Annotated in this window: 11 protein-coding genes; 7 read left to right on the top strand and 4 right to left on the bottom strand. The window is 68.5% G+C overall.

From position 1 onward, the window contains the following. Nucleotides 1–3: 3 nt before the first annotated feature. A complete protein-coding gene (locus tag AC07U0_RS01320; RefSeq protein WP_494718232.1) occupies nt 4–1,578 on the bottom strand; it encodes a L,D-transpeptidase family protein in 1,575 nt (524 codons plus the stop codon). Nucleotides 1,579–1,746: 168 nt separating this feature from the next. Further along, the gene (rpmE, locus tag AC07U0_RS01315) at nt 1,747–1,971 is read right to left on the bottom strand and encodes a 50S ribosomal protein L31 (protein ID WP_494718231.1); all 225 of its coding nucleotides are present in this window, start codon (nt 1,969–1,971) and stop codon (nt 1,747–1,749) included. Between the two features lie 127 nt (nt 1,972–2,098). Here rpmE and AC07U0_RS01310 point away from each other — a divergent pair, with 127 nt between their 5' ends. The 5 genes from AC07U0_RS01310 (at nt 2,099) to AC07U0_RS01290 (ending at nt 6,733) form a co-directional block, all read left to right on the top strand. Further along, nucleotides 2,099–3,946: an ABC transporter transmembrane domain-containing protein gene (locus AC07U0_RS01310; RefSeq protein WP_494718230.1), complete on the top strand. Its 1,848-nt coding sequence runs from the start codon at nt 2,099–2,101 to the stop codon at nt 3,944–3,946. 63 nt (nt 3,947–4,009) lie between these two features. Next, a complete protein-coding gene (locus AC07U0_RS01305) occupies nt 4,010–4,378 on the top strand; it encodes a hypothetical protein (RefSeq protein ID WP_494718229.1) in 369 nt (122 codons plus the stop codon). 45 nt (nt 4,379–4,423) lie between these two features. Continuing rightward, the gene (locus AC07U0_RS01300; protein WP_494718228.1) at nt 4,424–5,293 is read left to right on the top strand and encodes a TIGR01459 family HAD-type hydrolase; all 870 of its coding nucleotides are present in this window, start codon (nt 4,424–4,426) and stop codon (nt 5,291–5,293) included. 43 nt (nt 5,294–5,336) lie between these two features. Next, on the top strand, nt 5,337–5,798 hold the full coding sequence (locus AC07U0_RS01295; RefSeq protein ID WP_492031846.1) for a MaoC family dehydratase: 462 nt from the start codon (nt 5,337–5,339) through the stop codon (nt 5,796–5,798). Further along, nucleotides 5,798–6,733, top strand: a complete 936-nt coding sequence (locus AC07U0_RS01290; RefSeq protein WP_494718227.1) for a bifunctional riboflavin kinase/FAD synthetase — start codon at nt 5,798–5,800, stop codon at nt 6,731–6,733. Before AC07U0_RS01295 ends, AC07U0_RS01290 begins: the two co-directional genes overlap by 1 nt. 3 nt (nt 6,734–6,736) lie before the next feature. Here the strand turns inward: AC07U0_RS01290 and AC07U0_RS01285 are convergent, their stop codons facing one another. After that, the gene (locus AC07U0_RS01285; protein WP_494718226.1) at nt 6,737–7,288 is read right to left on the bottom strand and encodes a DUF3828 domain-containing protein; all 552 of its coding nucleotides are present in this window, start codon (nt 7,286–7,288) and stop codon (nt 6,737–6,739) included. A 221-nt stretch (nt 7,289–7,509) separates the two neighbouring features. On the opposite strand from AC07U0_RS01285, the gene ileS reads away from it, so the two are divergent. Continuing rightward, a complete protein-coding gene (gene ileS / locus AC07U0_RS01280) occupies nt 7,510–10,449 on the top strand; it encodes an isoleucine--tRNA ligase (RefSeq protein WP_494718225.1) in 2,940 nt (979 codons plus the stop codon). A gap of 80 nt (nt 10,450–10,529) precedes the next feature. Here the strand turns inward: ileS and AC07U0_RS01275 are convergent, their stop codons facing one another. Next, complete coding sequence (locus tag AC07U0_RS01275) at nt 10,530–12,131, bottom strand: isocitrate lyase (RefSeq protein ID WP_494718224.1); 1,602 nt, start codon at nt 12,129–12,131, stop codon at nt 10,530–10,532. A gap of 157 nt (nt 12,132–12,288) precedes the next feature. Here AC07U0_RS01275 and AC07U0_RS01270 point away from each other — a divergent pair, with 157 nt between their 5' ends. After that, nucleotides 12,289–13,692: a helix-turn-helix domain-containing protein gene (locus tag AC07U0_RS01270; RefSeq protein ID WP_494718223.1), complete on the top strand. Its 1,404-nt coding sequence runs from the start codon at nt 12,289–12,291 to the stop codon at nt 13,690–13,692. Nucleotides 13,693–13,697 lie beyond the last annotated feature (5 nt).

The following is a 13,697-nucleotide window of genomic DNA, read 5'->3' as shown; positions in this document are numbered from 1 at the left end:
GCGCTACGGACCGACGTCGTTGGCGACCGCGGCGCCGTCATCCACCGGCACCGGCAGGTTGACGGCGATGCCCAGGGCCTCGGCCAGCTTCTGGTCGCGCTTGTAGACGTCCTCGCGGAAGGCCACGCGCTGCTGACCATCGACGAAGGCCGTCCAGTAGAGCAGGCGCACGGTGATCTCGCGGCCGGTCTGGATGCGCTGGGTCTCACGCGTCTGCTGGGCCGTGTCGAACTCGGCCAGACGCAGGGGGTCGGGCGACAGCAGCAGGCGCGCGAACTCGACCGCGCCCTGCACCCGGACGCAGCCGTGCGAACGCTGGCGGGTGGCGAGGTCGAAGGCGCCCTTGGCCGGGGTGTCGTGCAGGAAGATGGCGTAGCTGTCGCGCAGTTCGAACTTCACATAGCCGAGCGCGGCCTGGGGTCCGGCGCGCTGGATCACCTGGCCGTTGGAAATATACATGTCCCGGGCGGCCAGATAGGCCGGGCCCTGGGGCAGGATTTCGCGGCGCGCGATGCCGGCCGGGACGTACCAGGGCGGGTTGGCCACGACGGAGGCGAACGGCTTCTCGAGGCTGGGCGTCTGGTTCTCGGCCGAGCCGACGACGACGCGGTTGGAATGAACCGGACGGCCGTCCTTCCAGTAGACCATGATGGCGGCGGCGGTGTTGACCTCGATGCGCTCAGGGTTCAGCTCGCGCTTCAGCCAGCGGCGGCGTTCCAAGTTCAGGGCGATCTGGCGGGCGCGGTCGTCGGACGAGGCGCCGAGCGAGCGCTGGGTGCCGGTGCCGATGCGGGCGTCAGGCAGCAGGCCATGGCGCTGCTGGAAGCCGCGCACCGCCGTCTGGAGTTCGTCGCCGTAGGTCAGGCCCTGGGCCTTCAGGCGGGCGCCGTCGGCGGCGCTGAGGTCGCCCTCGGCCACCAGACGTTCGATCAGAACCGGGATGCGGACGTCGCTCATCCCCGGCTCGATCGCGCCGCCCTGGTTGAAGGCCGGCCAGCCACCAGCGCGGCTCAGGCGGCGATAGCGCAGATAGCCGTTCGAGAGGTTGGTATAGCCGATGTCGGTCGGCGGCAGGCCGTCGAACCACTGCGCCAGCTGGTTCTGGCCCAGGGCGGCGTTCAGACCGGTCGGAAGGTCGACGCGGTTCTTGCCCATCTCCCACAGGTCTTCCACGTCCTCGGGGCGGACGCGGCCCTCGGCGAGGACACGGGCGTAGGTCAGGGCGGCGGCGGTGGTGCGTACGTCGCTGGAGGCCGGATCTGCGGCCAGACCCACGAAGTCGAAGAAGTCGGTCGCCGCCAGGCCGTGGTTCTCGGACTTGCGCGCGACGGCGTTGAGCGCCTGCATCTGGGCCGGGGTCCAGACGGCTTTCCAGCCGTTGGCTTCATAGAAGATGCGAACATCGTCCTGAAGATTGGCGGGCAGGCGGGCGATCTGCGGAGCGAATACGCTCTGGCCGCTGGGCGCCGCGGCGGGCTGGGCCGGACGGGAGCGGCGGAACTGGGCGGCCTGCGCTGACCCCGCAGCAGAGACCATCGCCGCTGTTGCGATGCCGAAACCCAATTCCCGTCGATTCATCTCAGTCCGCTCTAGATTTGTCCGCCGCCCCAAGGACTGCCCCCGCGACGCCGAACGCACTGATGTTACCGAGGTTCAACGCAAACAAAAAGCGCCGGTCGCAGGACCGGCGCCTTTCGTGATCCCAAAAGCGCAGTCCCACAAAATGGGCCGGCGCCGGGAACCGGCTTACTTCTTGATGAAGCCGCCGAACTTGTTGTTGAAGCGCGAAACGCGGCCGCCACGGTCCAGCATCTGCTGGTTGCCGCCGGTCCAGGCCGGGTGGGTCGACGGGTCGATATCCAGGTTCAGCACTTCGCCTTCCTTGCCGTAGGTCGAACGCGTTTGATACGTCGAGCCGTTCGTCAGGGTGACGGTGATGAAGTGGTAGTCGGGGTGCGTATTCGCTTTCATGGTCGTTCGGCCTCTGGCGCGATGACGATGCCGACCGTCGGTGCGCATAAATGAGAAAACCCGCCAGCAGGGGCGGGAATGAGCGGCGGCGTTTACACCGCAGGGCGTTCCGGGGCAAGAGGCGGCCATGACCGACGTTTCGCCGACCAATAGCCCCGCCGACGTTCAGGGACGCCCCGGGGCCGGCGCCCTTCTGGCCGAACAGCTGGGTGAGGCCGGTTCGCGACGCCAGAAGCGCAAGGACATCCGCCCCCTGGGTCGACTGCTGCCCTATCTGGGCAAGCACAAGCTGGACGCCCTGTTCGCCCTGTTCTGGCTGCTGGCCTCGACCGGGGCCTCGCTGGCCCTGACCGCCACCGCGCGCGGCGCGATCGATCAGGGATTCGCCGGCGGCGGCTCGCACATCAATCGCTGGTTCCTGCTGCTGGGCGCCAACGCCCTGGTCCTGGGGGGCGCGACCGCCGTCCGCTATTTCTATGTGACCAAGACCGGCGAGCGGATCATCGCTGACGTTCGCACCGCCCTGTTTGGTCGCATCCTGACGCTGGACCCCTCCTTCTATGCGAAGATGCGGACAGGGGAGGTGCTCAGCCGCCTGACCACCGACATCGCCCTGGTCGAGACGCTGCTGACCACCTCGGTCTCCTTTGCCCTTCGCAACTTCCTGACGCTGGTGGGCGGCATTGGCATGCTGTTCGTGGTCAGCCCCAAGCTGACGGGGCTGGTGCTGCTGATCGCCCCGGTGCTGCTGGGGCCGGTCTTCCTGTTCGGCCGGACGGTGAGGAAGCTGACCGTGGCCTCGCAGGACCGGTTCGCCAACGCCGTCGGCTTCGCGGGCGAGAGCGTCGACGCGATCGAGACCGTCCAGGCCTTTGGCCGCGTTGGCTCGGCCATCGCCCGCTTCGGCGCGGCGGTGGAGGCGGCCTTTGCGGTCTCCCTGACCCGGATGAAGGCCCGCGCCCTGATGACCGCCCTGGTCATCGTGGTCATGTTCGGCGGGGTGACGCTGGTGCTCTGGCTCGGCGCCCAGGACGTGGTCCGGGGCGCCATGTCGCCGGGCGCCCTGCTTCAGTTCGTCCTGCTGTCGGTCTTTGTCGCCGGGGCCGTCGGCGCGCTCGGCGAAAGCTGGGGCGATGTCCAGAAGGCCGCCGGGGCCATGGAGCGGATCGACGAGCTGATGCGCGCCACGCCCGATATCGCCGCGCCTGAAAAGCCCGTCGCCCTGCCCAGCCCGCCGCGCGGCGAGGTGTCGATGTCGGCGGTGGCCTTCGCCTATCCGGGCCGGCCCGACCTGCCGGCGCTGAGGGGCTTCTCCCTGACCGTGCGTCCCGGCGAAACCGTGGCCCTGGTCGGGCCGTCGGGCGCGGGCAAGTCGACCGTCTTCCGCCTGTTGCTGCGCTTCTACGATCCGCAGGCGGGCGTGGTGTCCGTGGACGGCGTCGACGTGCGCGCCGCCGATCCGACCGCGGTGCGCAACCGCTTCGCCTGGGTGTCGCAGGAGGCGCCCCTGTTCTCCGGTTCGGCGCTGGAGAACATCCAGTTCGGCCGCGAGGACGCCACCGAGGAGGACGCCCGGGCCGTCGCCGCCGAGGCCCAGGCCCTGACCTTCATCGACGCCCTGCCGGAAGGCTTCGCCACGCCTCTGGGCGAGCGCGGCAAGAGCCTGTCGGGCGGCCAGCGCCAGCGTCTGGCCATCGCCCGCGCCCTGGTCCGCGACGCCCCGATCCTGCTGCTCGACGAGGCCACCAGCGCGCTGGACGCCGAGAACGAACGTCTGGTGCAGGTCGCGCTCGATCAGGCGATGGAGAGCCGCACCACCCTGGTCATCGCGCACCGTCTGGCGACGGTCCTGCGGGCCGACCGCATCGTGGTCATGGAGGACGGCCGGGTGGCGGAGGAGGGGACCCACGCCGAACTGGTGGCCAAGGGCGGCCTGTACGCGCGTCTGGCCAAGCTCCAGTTCCGGGACGACTGATCTGTGATGGATTGATATCGTCCGCGTTCGGAGCGACTGTCCCGGCCTTCGAAAGGCGACAGTATGCTTTTGACCACTGTATTCAGCCTGATGCTTCTGGTTCAGGCCCATGGGGAGGCGGGGGCCGCGCCCACGGAGGCCGATCTGGAGCCCGCCTTCGGCAACACCCTCCTGTCCACCTATCCGGACGGGCGCACCGCGCGGATGTGGTTGCAGCGCGGCGGACGGTTCGAGGGGCGGGGGCGACGCGGCGGGCTCAGCAGCGGCACATGGCGGGTCCGCAACGGTCAGGTCTGCTTCAGCCAGCGCCGACCCGTGCCCCTGCCGGGCTCCTTCTGCACCCCCATCGTCCCGGGCGGCATCGGCAGTCACTGGACGGCCAAGGCCGTCACCGGTGAAACCATCCGTGTGGATCTGGTGGCCGGCCGATAAGCGATCCCGGGTTCACCCGAACGACCCGGCGGTCTAGAAACCGGCATGACCCAGCCTCACGCACTCTCCGGCCTCGGCGCCGTCGCTGCCGACTATGATGTCCTGCTGTGCGACATCTGGGGGGTGATCCACAACGGCCGCGAAAGCTGGCCCGCTGCCTGTGAGGCCCTGGCCCGGTTCAATCGCGAAGGCGGAACGGTGGTGCTGATCTCCAACTCCCCGCGCCCGACACCGGGCGTGGTGGTCCAGCTGGATCAGCTGAACGTGCCGCGCGAGAGCTGGAAGGCCATCGTGACCTCGGGCGACGCCACCCGCTTCGAGCTGGGCAAACGCGCGCCCGGACCGGCCTGGATCATCGGCCCCGACCGCGACGCCCCCCTCTATGAAGGCCTGGGTCTGGAACGCGCCGAGAGCGCCGAGGACGCCGCCTTCGTCTCCGTCACCGGCCCGACCGACGACGAGGTAGAGACGCCCGAGGACTATCGCGAACGCTTCGCCCCCGCCGCCGCCCGCGATCTGGAAATGATCTGCGCCAACCCGGACCGGGTCGTGCAGCGCGGCGACCGGATCATCTACTGCGGCGGTTCGCTGGCCGATCTCTATGAGTCGATGGGCGGGCGGGTGACCATGGCGGGCAAGCCCTATGGCCCGATCTACGCCCTGGCCCTGACCGAGGCGGAGCAGCTGCTTGGCCGTCCGGTCGACCGCTCGCGTGTCCTGTGCATCGGCGACGGCGTGGTCACCGACGTTATGGGCGCCAACCAGCAGGGCCTCGACTGCCTCTTCATCGCGCAAGGCATCCACGGCGATGCGGCGCGCGGCGCCGACGGCAAGCTGGACCCGGCGAAGGCCGCTGATTTGCTCAAGGCCGAGACGACCTACGCCCGTTACGCCGCCCTCGACCTGATCTGGTAGGTTCGGCCTCGCCAAATCGTCGCACCGGCGCTAACACCGTCCGATGGTTGAACTGGTTCAGAAGCATCCGTCGGGGGGCTATATCCTCGACGAACTCCACGTGGGCATGACCGCCGAGAAGGCTGTCGAGGTCACCGAAGCCCGCATCGCGCAATTCGCCGAGGCCTCGGACGATTTCAATCCCGTCCACATGGACGAGGCCTTTGCGTCGAAGACCGCCTATCGCGGGCGGATCGCGCACGGCCTGCTGTCTGCGTCGTTCGGTTCGGCGGTGGTGGGCACCATCCTGCCGGGCGCGGGCGCCATCTATCTGACCCAGACCCTGGCCTTCCACAAGCCGGTGCGCATTGGCGACGTCGTCATCGCCCGCATCACCGTCTCGGCCGTGGACGAGGTCTCGGCCCGGGTGACCCTGCGCTGCGAGGGCTATGTCGGCGACGAGCCGATCATGGACGGCGAGGCCACCGTCCGGGTCCCGCGCCGGCGTCGTCCCGCCAAGGGCTGATGTCTATCGAGGTCTTCCGCGGCTGGCGCGACCTGCCGGAAACGGCGAAGGGTGCGGCCGTCGCCGTCGGCGCCTTCGACGGCGTCCATCGCGGCCATCAGGCGGTGATCGCCGCCGCGCGTCAGGCCGCTGACACCATCGGCGCCCCGCTCGCCGTTGTCAGTTTCGATCCGCATCCGCGCCGCTGGTTCCAACCGGACGCTGCGCCCTTCCGCCTGATGAGCGCGGGCCAGATGGCGCGGGCGCTGCAGCCGCTGGGCGTCGACCGTCTGTATCTGCTGCCGTTCGACGGTGAGATGGCGGCCATGACCGACGTCGAGTTCGCACGCCGGGTCCTGGCCGACGGCCTCGGCATCCGCCATGCGGCGGTCGGCTTCGACTTCACCTTCGGCCGCGGCCGTTCGGGCTCGCCCGAGGCGCTCCGGACCTATGGCGAGACCCTGGGCTTCACCGTCTCCACGACCGAACGCATCGATGATCCGGACGGGCTGAAGCTGTCGTCCAGCGCGGTGCGCGAGGCCCTCAAGGCCGGGGACATGGCCCGCGCCGCCGCCATCCTGGGCCGCCCCTTCGCCATCGAGGGTGAGGTCATCCACGGCGACAAGCGCGGCCGGACTATCGGCGTGCCCACGGCCAATGTCGCGCTCGGCGACTATATGCGCCCGGCCTACGGAGTTTATGCGACGCGCACCCGCCTCCCGGATGGTCGTGTGGTCGACGGTGTCGCCAATCTGGGCGTCCGGCCGATGTTCGAGATCGAGACCCCGCTGCTGGAGGTCTGGCTGTTCGACTTCGCCGAAGACCTCTACGGCCAGACCGTCGAGACCGAACTGGTCGCCTTCCTGCGCGGCGAGCTCAATTTCGACAGTCTCGACGCCCTCAAGGTCCAGATCGATGCAGACGCAGAAGCTGCGCGGGCGATCCTGAAGGGCTGAGCGTCAGCCCCCCGCCGCCTCGATCACCTTGATCGTCGCGTCCTTGAGGGACTTGCCCTCGGCGTCGATGACGTCATCGACCTTCCAGTTGCTGCCCTCGCGGACCAGCTTGAGCGTCTGGTGCGTCGTCTGGCCGGCGTTGGTGAAGGCCACGGCTGCGGTGGCGTCGTTCACGCCGCTCTTGGTGACGGCCAGGCTGTCGAGGGTGAAGGCGCCCTGGTCCTGACAGCCGCACAGGATGTCGTAGTTGACCGTCGGGACCTCGCCCTTCGCGACCCGGACATCGGCGCCGAGGGTGGCGTTCAGCATGCGAGAATAGATGGGGTCCTGACCGGCGGCAGGCGGTGGCTCCTTGGGTCCGCCCGCGACATAGACGGCGTAGATGGCGCGCACGAAGGGTTCGGGGCCTTCGCCGGCGGCCTGATAGATGGCGGGGCGGCCCGGCGTCATGCTGGCCGAGGCCGGAGCGGCGGGCTCCCCGGCCTTCTTCTCGGGTTCGGTGCAGCCGGCCAGCAGGGCCATGGCGGCGGCGGGAAGCAGGAGAAGGGCGCGCATGATTTCCTCGGAAGCGACAACGGCGCCCCGACGGCGCTCTTGGAGCGCACGCTACGCTTTTCCCCTGCGCTGTCACCTGTTACACCGCCCGGCATGGACGTCCGCCTGATCATTCCGGCCCGGATTAGCCGCCCGGCGTAGCGCCGACGGGGCTGTCGCCCCCGCGCACGTCGGGTTCCGAGCTTTCCACCTACGTCCCCTTGCCTGATCCGAGACGCCGAATGTCCGATACCCCTACCGAATCCCCCGTCGAATCCGGCCGCGACTACCGCGAGACCGTCTTCCTGCCGGAGACCCCGTTCCCGATGCGCGGCGGCCTGCCGCAGAAAGAGCCGCTGATCATCGAGCAGTGGGGCGACCTCTATGGAACCCTGCGCGCCGAGCGGCAGAAGCAGAAGGCGCCGCTCTACGTGCTGCACGACGGCCCGCCCTATGCGAACGGCGACATCCACATCGGGCACGCCCTGAACAAGACGCTGAAGGATTTCGTGGTCCGCTCGCGCTTCCTGCTGGGTTATGACGTCGACTACGTCCCCGGCTGGGACTGCCACGGCCTGCCGATCGAGTGGAAGATCGAGGAGGAGTTCCGCTCCAAGGGGCGCCGCAAGGACGAGGTCTCCAAGGAGGAGTTCCGTCGTGCCTGTCGCGCCTATGCCGGCAAATACATCGACCTGCAGAAAGAGCAGTTCAAACGTCTCGGCATCACCGGCGACTTCGCCAACCGCTACGCCACCATGGACTTCACGTCCGAGGCGGCCATCGTCGCGGAGTTCCACAAATTCAAGAACTCGGGCCAGCTGTATCGCGGCTCCAAGCCGGTGATGTGGTCGCCGGTCGAGCGCACCGCCCTGGCCGACGCCGAGATCGAGTATCACGACCACGTTTCGCCGACGATCTGGGTCAAGTTCCCGGTCATCGCGGCCTCGGACGACCATGACGACGACCTGCTGAGTTTCCGCAACGCCACGCCGTCGATCGTCATCTGGACGACGACGCCCTGGACCATCCCGGCCAACCGGGCGATCAGCTACGGCCCCGAGATCGCCTACGGCCTGTATGAGGTCACGGCCATGGAGACCGGGCTGGAGTTCGAGCCCTGGGCCAAGCCGGGTGACCGGCTGATCGTCGCCGACAAGCTGGCCGAGGACGTGTTCAAGGCGGCCAAGATCGCGTCCTGGACCCGCGTCGACGACCTCAATCCCTCGGGCCTCGAATGCGCCCACCCGCTGGCCGCGCTCGATCCCGGCTACGGCTTCTCCGTGCCCCTGCTCAGCGGCGACCACGTCACCGACGATGCGGGTACGGGCTTCGTCCACACCGCGCCGGGCCACGGCGCGGACGACTTCGAGGTCTGGAAGGCTCACGGTCATCACGAGGTGCCGGATACGGTCGACCCCGACGGCGCCTACTATCCGACCGTGCCCCTGTTCGCGGGCCTCAAGGTGCTGGAGACCGAGGGCAAGAAGACCGGCAAGTTCGGTCCCGCCAACGGCGCGGTGATGGAGAAGCTGATCGAGGCCGGGACCCTGCTGGCCCGCGGCCGGCTGGAGCACTCCTATCCGCACAGCTGGCGCTCCAAGGCGCCGGTCATCTTCCGCAACACGCCGCAGTGGTTCATCCGCATGGATCAGCCTCTGGACGCCGCCGCCAGCAACGGCGCGACCCTGCGCGAGATCGCCCTGGCCTCCATCGACCAGACCGCCTTCCACCCGGCCTCTGGCAGGAACCGTATCCGCTCCATGGTCGAGGGCCGTCCCGACTGGCTGGTCAGCCGCCAGCGCGCCTGGGGCACGCCTCTGGCCATGTTCATCGACAAACAGACGGGCCAGCCGCTGCACGACCCTGAGGTCGATGCGCGCATCGTCAAGGCCATCGCCGACGGCGGCGCGGACGTCTGGTTCACCGCGCCCGACAGCGATTTCCTCGGCGCCCACGATCCGGCCCGGTTCGAGAAGGTCGAGGACATCCTCGACGTCTGGTTCGACTCCGGCTCGACCCACGCCTTCACCATCGACCCGCGCACGGCCGAGAACGGCTATACGGGCGACCGCCCGTCGCACTGGCCGGCCGACCTCTATCTGGAAGGCTCCGACCAGCACCGCGGCTGGTTCCAGTCGTCGCTGCTGGAAGGCTCCGGCACGCGTGGCCGGGCGCCCTTCGAGGCCGTCCTGACCCACGGCTTCACCCTCGACGAGAAGGGGGAGAAGATGTCCAAATCCAAGGGCAACACCACCGATCCCCTGACCATCATCAAGGAATCGGGCGCCGACATCCTGCGCCTCTGGGTCGCCTTGGTGGACTATTCCGAGGACCAGCGGATCGGGAAGCAGATCCTGCAGACCACGGTCGACGCCTATCGCAAGCTGCGCAACACCGTCCGCTATCTGCTGGGCGCCCTGGAAGGCTTCGATGACGCCGAGCGCCTGCCGCTCGACCAGATGCCGCCGCTCGAGAAGTTCATCCTGCATCGTCTGCACGAGCTGGATGGTCAGGTGCGCAAGGCTTACGGCGAATACCGCTTCCAGGACGTGGTGCGGCCGGTGCTGGAGTTCTGCTCCAACGACCTGTCGGCCCTCTACTTCGACGTCCGCAAGGACAGCCTCTACTGCGACCGGCCTGACGCGATCCGTCGTCGTGCGGCCCGGACGGTGATGGATGAGGTCTTCGCCCGCCTGACCGCCTGGCTGGCTCCGCTGACGCCGTTCACGATGGAAGAGGCCTGGCAGACGCGACTCCCGGGCTCGCAGACCAACTGCGCCCGGGTGATCCCCGAGACGCCGGACAGCTGGAAGAACGAGGCCGAGGCGGCGCGCTGGGCCAAGGTCCAGACGGTGCTGGAAACGGTCAACGAACAGCTTGAGGCCGCGCGCCGCGACAGGGTCATCGGCGGGGCGCTGGACGCCTGGCCTGTGGTCACCGGTCCGGCGGAGGCCTTCGCGCCGTTCGAGGGTCTGGACGCCGCCGAGGTGTTCCGCACCTCGGGCGCCGAATTCGTCATCGGCGGAGAAGCGGTGACGGCCGAGGTCAAGCTGGCCGATTATCCCAAATGCGCCCGCTCGTGGCGGCGCGTGCCGGACGTCGGGTCGGACGCCGCCTATCCCGAGCTCAGCGCCCGCGACGCCGACGCGGTCCGCTACTGGGACGAACGGCACGTCGGCTAAGCCGCCGCACGCATCGCTCAAAGCAAAACCGGCCCGGAGCGGATGCTCCGGGCCGGTTCTCGTTTAGCCGTATCGATGGATCAGGCGGCTTCGCCGAACTGGTTCATCGTGTTGTGGACGCCGCCGGCCTTCAGGGCGGCCTCGCCGGCGAAGTATTCCTTGTGGTCGTCGCCGATGTCCGAGCCGGACATGTTCTGGTGCTTCACGCAGGCGATGCCCTGACGGATCTCCTTGCGCTGGACGCCCGCGACATAACCCAGCATCCCGGCGTCGCCGAAATACTCCTTGGCCAGATTGTCCGTGGACAGGGCCGCCGTGTGGTAGGTCGGCAGGGTGATCAGGTGGTGGAAGATGCCCGCCCGCTTCGCGCCGTCCGCCTGGAAGGTGCGGATGCGTTCGTCGGCTTCGAGCGCCAGAGGCGTCTCGTCATAGGCCGCGCTCATCAGCTTGGCGCGGTCATAGCCGGAGACGTCCTGACCATCGGTCTGCATCGCGTCGAAGACCTGCTGGCGGAAGTTGAGCGTCCAGTTGAACGAGGGCGAGTTGTTGTAGACCAGCTTGGCGTTGGGGATGACCTCGCGGACGCGGTCCATCATGCCGGCGATCTGTTCGACGTGGGGCTTCTCGGTCTCGATCCACAGCAGGTCGGCGCCGTTCTGCAGCGAGGTAATGCTGTCCAGGACGCAGCGGTCCTCACCCGTTCCGGCGCGGAACTGGAACAGGTTGGACGGCAGGCGCTTGGGTCGCAGCAGCTTGCCGTCGCGGTTCAGGATGACGTCGCCGTTCTTCAGGTCCGAGGGCGCGATCTCCTCGCAGTCCAGGAAGCTGTTGTACTGGTCGCCCAGATCACCGGGCTCGTTCGAGACGGCGATCTGCTTGGTCAGGCCGGCGCCGAGCGAGTCGGTGCGGGTGACGATGACGCCGTCTTCGACGCCCAGCTCCAGGAAGGCGTAGCGGCAGGCGCGGACCTTGGCCAGGAAGTCCTCGTGCGGGACAGTGACCTTGCCGTCCTGGTGACCGCACTGCTTCTCGTCGGAGACCTGGTTTTCGATCTGCAGGGCGCAGGCGCCCGCCTCGATCATCTTCTTGGCCAGCAGATAGGTCGCCTCGGCATTGCCGAAGCCGGCGTCGATGTCGGCGATGATCGGCACGACGTGGGTCTGGTGGCCCTCGATGGCGTCCAGCGCCTTGCGCTCGGCGGCGGCGTCGCCGGCTTCGCGGGCGGCGTCCAGATCGCGGAACAGCATGCCCAGCTCGCGGGCGTCGGCCTGACGCAGGAAGGTGTAGAGCTCCTCGATCAGGGCCGGGACCGAGGTCTTCTCATGCATCGACTGGTCGGGCAGGGGGCCGAACTCCGAGCGCAGGGCGGCGATCATCCAGCCGGACAGGTAGAGGTACTTCCGGTCGGTGGTGCCGAAATGCTTCTTGATGGAGATCATCTTTTGCTGGCCGATGAAGCCGTGCCAGCAGCCCAGCGACTGGGTGTACTTCGACGGGTCGGCGTCATAGGCCGCCATGTCCTTGCGCATGATGGCGGCGGTATAGCGGGCGATGTCGAGGCCGGTGCGGAACCGGTTCTGCAGCCGCATGCGGGCCACGGCCTCGGCCGAGATGCCGGACCAGGGGGCGGCCTTGGCTTCGATCAGCGAAGCGACCTGGGTGATGTGATCCTGATAGGACATGGGATGTTCCTCGACGCACGGAGATGACGTTGAGCGCATCCGTAAGCGTGAGGTTCAAGCTCGGGCAGAGGCTTCGCGGTGAAGCTGTCAAACTTTACAAGATTTTCCTGTAATGATGTAATGTCTCGACCGACGCTGACTTTTCAGGCCGTTTTCCATGCCCGCTCAACGCCGCCTCTATGTCGGGCCCAGCCTCAGGCGGCTTCGGCGCGACCTCGGCCTGACCCAGGCGGACATGGCCTCTGATCTGGAGGTCTCGGCCTCCTATGTCGCCCTGCTGGAGCGGAACCACCGGCCGCTCAGCGCCGAAATGCTGCTCAGGCTGGCCCAGACCTACAAGCTGGACATGGCGACCCTGGCCGGAGACGCCTCGACCGATATCGCGGCCCGGCTGAACGCGGCGCTGAAGGATCCGATGTTCGCCGACATCGACCTGCCGTCGCTGGAGAACGCCGACCTCGTCACCAACTTTCCGGGCGTCACCGAGGCCCTGCTGAGGCTCTATACCGCCTATCAGGAGGAGCATCTGGCGCTGGCGGACCGCAGCGTCGAGGCGATCGATCCTGACGGGGCCGACAGCGCCGATCCGGTCGCCGAGTCGCGGCGCTTCCTGGCGGCGCGGCGCAACAGCTTCCCGGTGCTGGACGAGGCGGCCGAGCGGCTGGCGGCGGCGGCCGTGGAGGCAGGCGGGCTGGAGGGCTATCTCAGCGAGACGCACGGCCTGCGGACCCGGCGGATGCCGCCCGACGTCATGGTCGGCTCGATCCGGCGCTATGACCTGCACCGGCGCGAAGTGCTGCTGGACGACACCCTGGACGGCGCCAGCCGGCAGTTCCAACTGGCGCTGCAGATCGCCTGGCTGGACCTGAGGGCCGACATCGAGGCGGTGGCGGCGGGCGGCGTCTTCGCGACCGAGGGCGGGGAGCGGCTGACCAAGCGGGCGCTGGCCTCCTATGCAGCGGCGGCCATGGTCATGCCCTATACGGCCTTCGCCCGGGCGGCGGAGACCCGGCGCTACGACGTCGAGGCCCTGGCCCGGCAGTTCGGGACCAGCTTCGAACAGACGGCGCACCGGCTGACCACCCTGCAGAAGCCGGGGCAGGAGCGGGTGCCCTTCTTCTTCATCCGGGTCGATCCGGCGGGCAATGTTTCCAAGCGGCTGGACGGGGCCGGCTTCTCCTTCGCGCGGCACGGCGGGGGCTGCCCGCTGTGGTCGGTGCATCTGGCCTTCCGGACGCCTCGGGAAATCGTCACCCAGTGGCTGGAGCTTCCCGACGGCCAGCGCTTCTTCTCCATCGCCCGGACGGTGACGGCGGGCGGCGGCGCCTTCGGGGCCCAGAGGGTCGAGCGGGCCATCGCCCTGGGGTGCGCGGCCGAGCACGCCCATCGGCTGATCTATACGCAAGGCGCGCCGGAGCCCGATCCGACGCCGATCGGGGTCACCTGCCGGCTGTGCCAGAGGATGGAGTGCACGGCCCGGTCCGCGCCGCCCATCGGCCGCCAGATCCTGCCCGACGATATCCGCCGGACCAGTACGCCCTTCGGTTTCTCGGACGGGTGAGGTAG

The sequence above is a fragment of the Brevundimonas sp. GW821-FHT02A10 genome (genome assembly GCF_059422025.1).
Note: the sequence above shows the minus strand (reverse complement) of the source record. Positions and strands in the feature narration are given on the sequence as shown.

Bases quoted from the DNA above. Each gene is read 5' to 3' on its own strand.
- ileS (WP_494718225.1), top strand. From the start codon at position 7,510: ATGTCCGATACCCCTACCGAATCCCCCGTCGAATCCGGCCGCGACTAC.
- AC07U0_RS01320 (WP_494718232.1), bottom strand. From the start codon at position 1,578: ATGAATCGACGGGAATTGGGTTTCGGCATCGCAACAGCGGCGATGGTC.
- AC07U0_RS01305 (WP_494718229.1), top strand. From the start codon at position 4,010: ATGCTTTTGACCACTGTATTCAGCCTGATGCTTCTGGTTCAGGCCCAT.
- AC07U0_RS01295 (WP_492031846.1), top strand. From the start codon at position 5,337: ATGGTTGAACTGGTTCAGAAGCATCCGTCGGGGGGCTATATCCTCGAC.
- AC07U0_RS01310 (WP_494718230.1), top strand. From the start codon at position 2,099: ATGACCGACGTTTCGCCGACCAATAGCCCCGCCGACGTTCAGGGACGC.
- AC07U0_RS01270 (WP_494718223.1), top strand. From the start codon at position 12,289: ATGCCCGCTCAACGCCGCCTCTATGTCGGGCCCAGCCTCAGGCGGCTT.
- AC07U0_RS01300 (WP_494718228.1), top strand. From the start codon at position 4,424: ATGACCCAGCCTCACGCACTCTCCGGCCTCGGCGCCGTCGCTGCCGAC.
- AC07U0_RS01275 (WP_494718224.1), bottom strand. From the start codon at position 12,131: ATGTCCTATCAGGATCACATCACCCAGGTCGCTTCGCTGATCGAAGCC.
- rpmE (WP_494718231.1), bottom strand. From the start codon at position 1,971: ATGAAAGCGAATACGCACCCCGACTACCACTTCATCACCGTCACCCTG.
- AC07U0_RS01285 (WP_494718226.1), bottom strand. From the start codon at position 7,288: ATGCGCGCCCTTCTCCTGCTTCCCGCCGCCGCCATGGCCCTGCTGGCC.
- AC07U0_RS01290 (WP_494718227.1), top strand. From the start codon at position 5,798: ATGTCTATCGAGGTCTTCCGCGGCTGGCGCGACCTGCCGGAAACGGCG.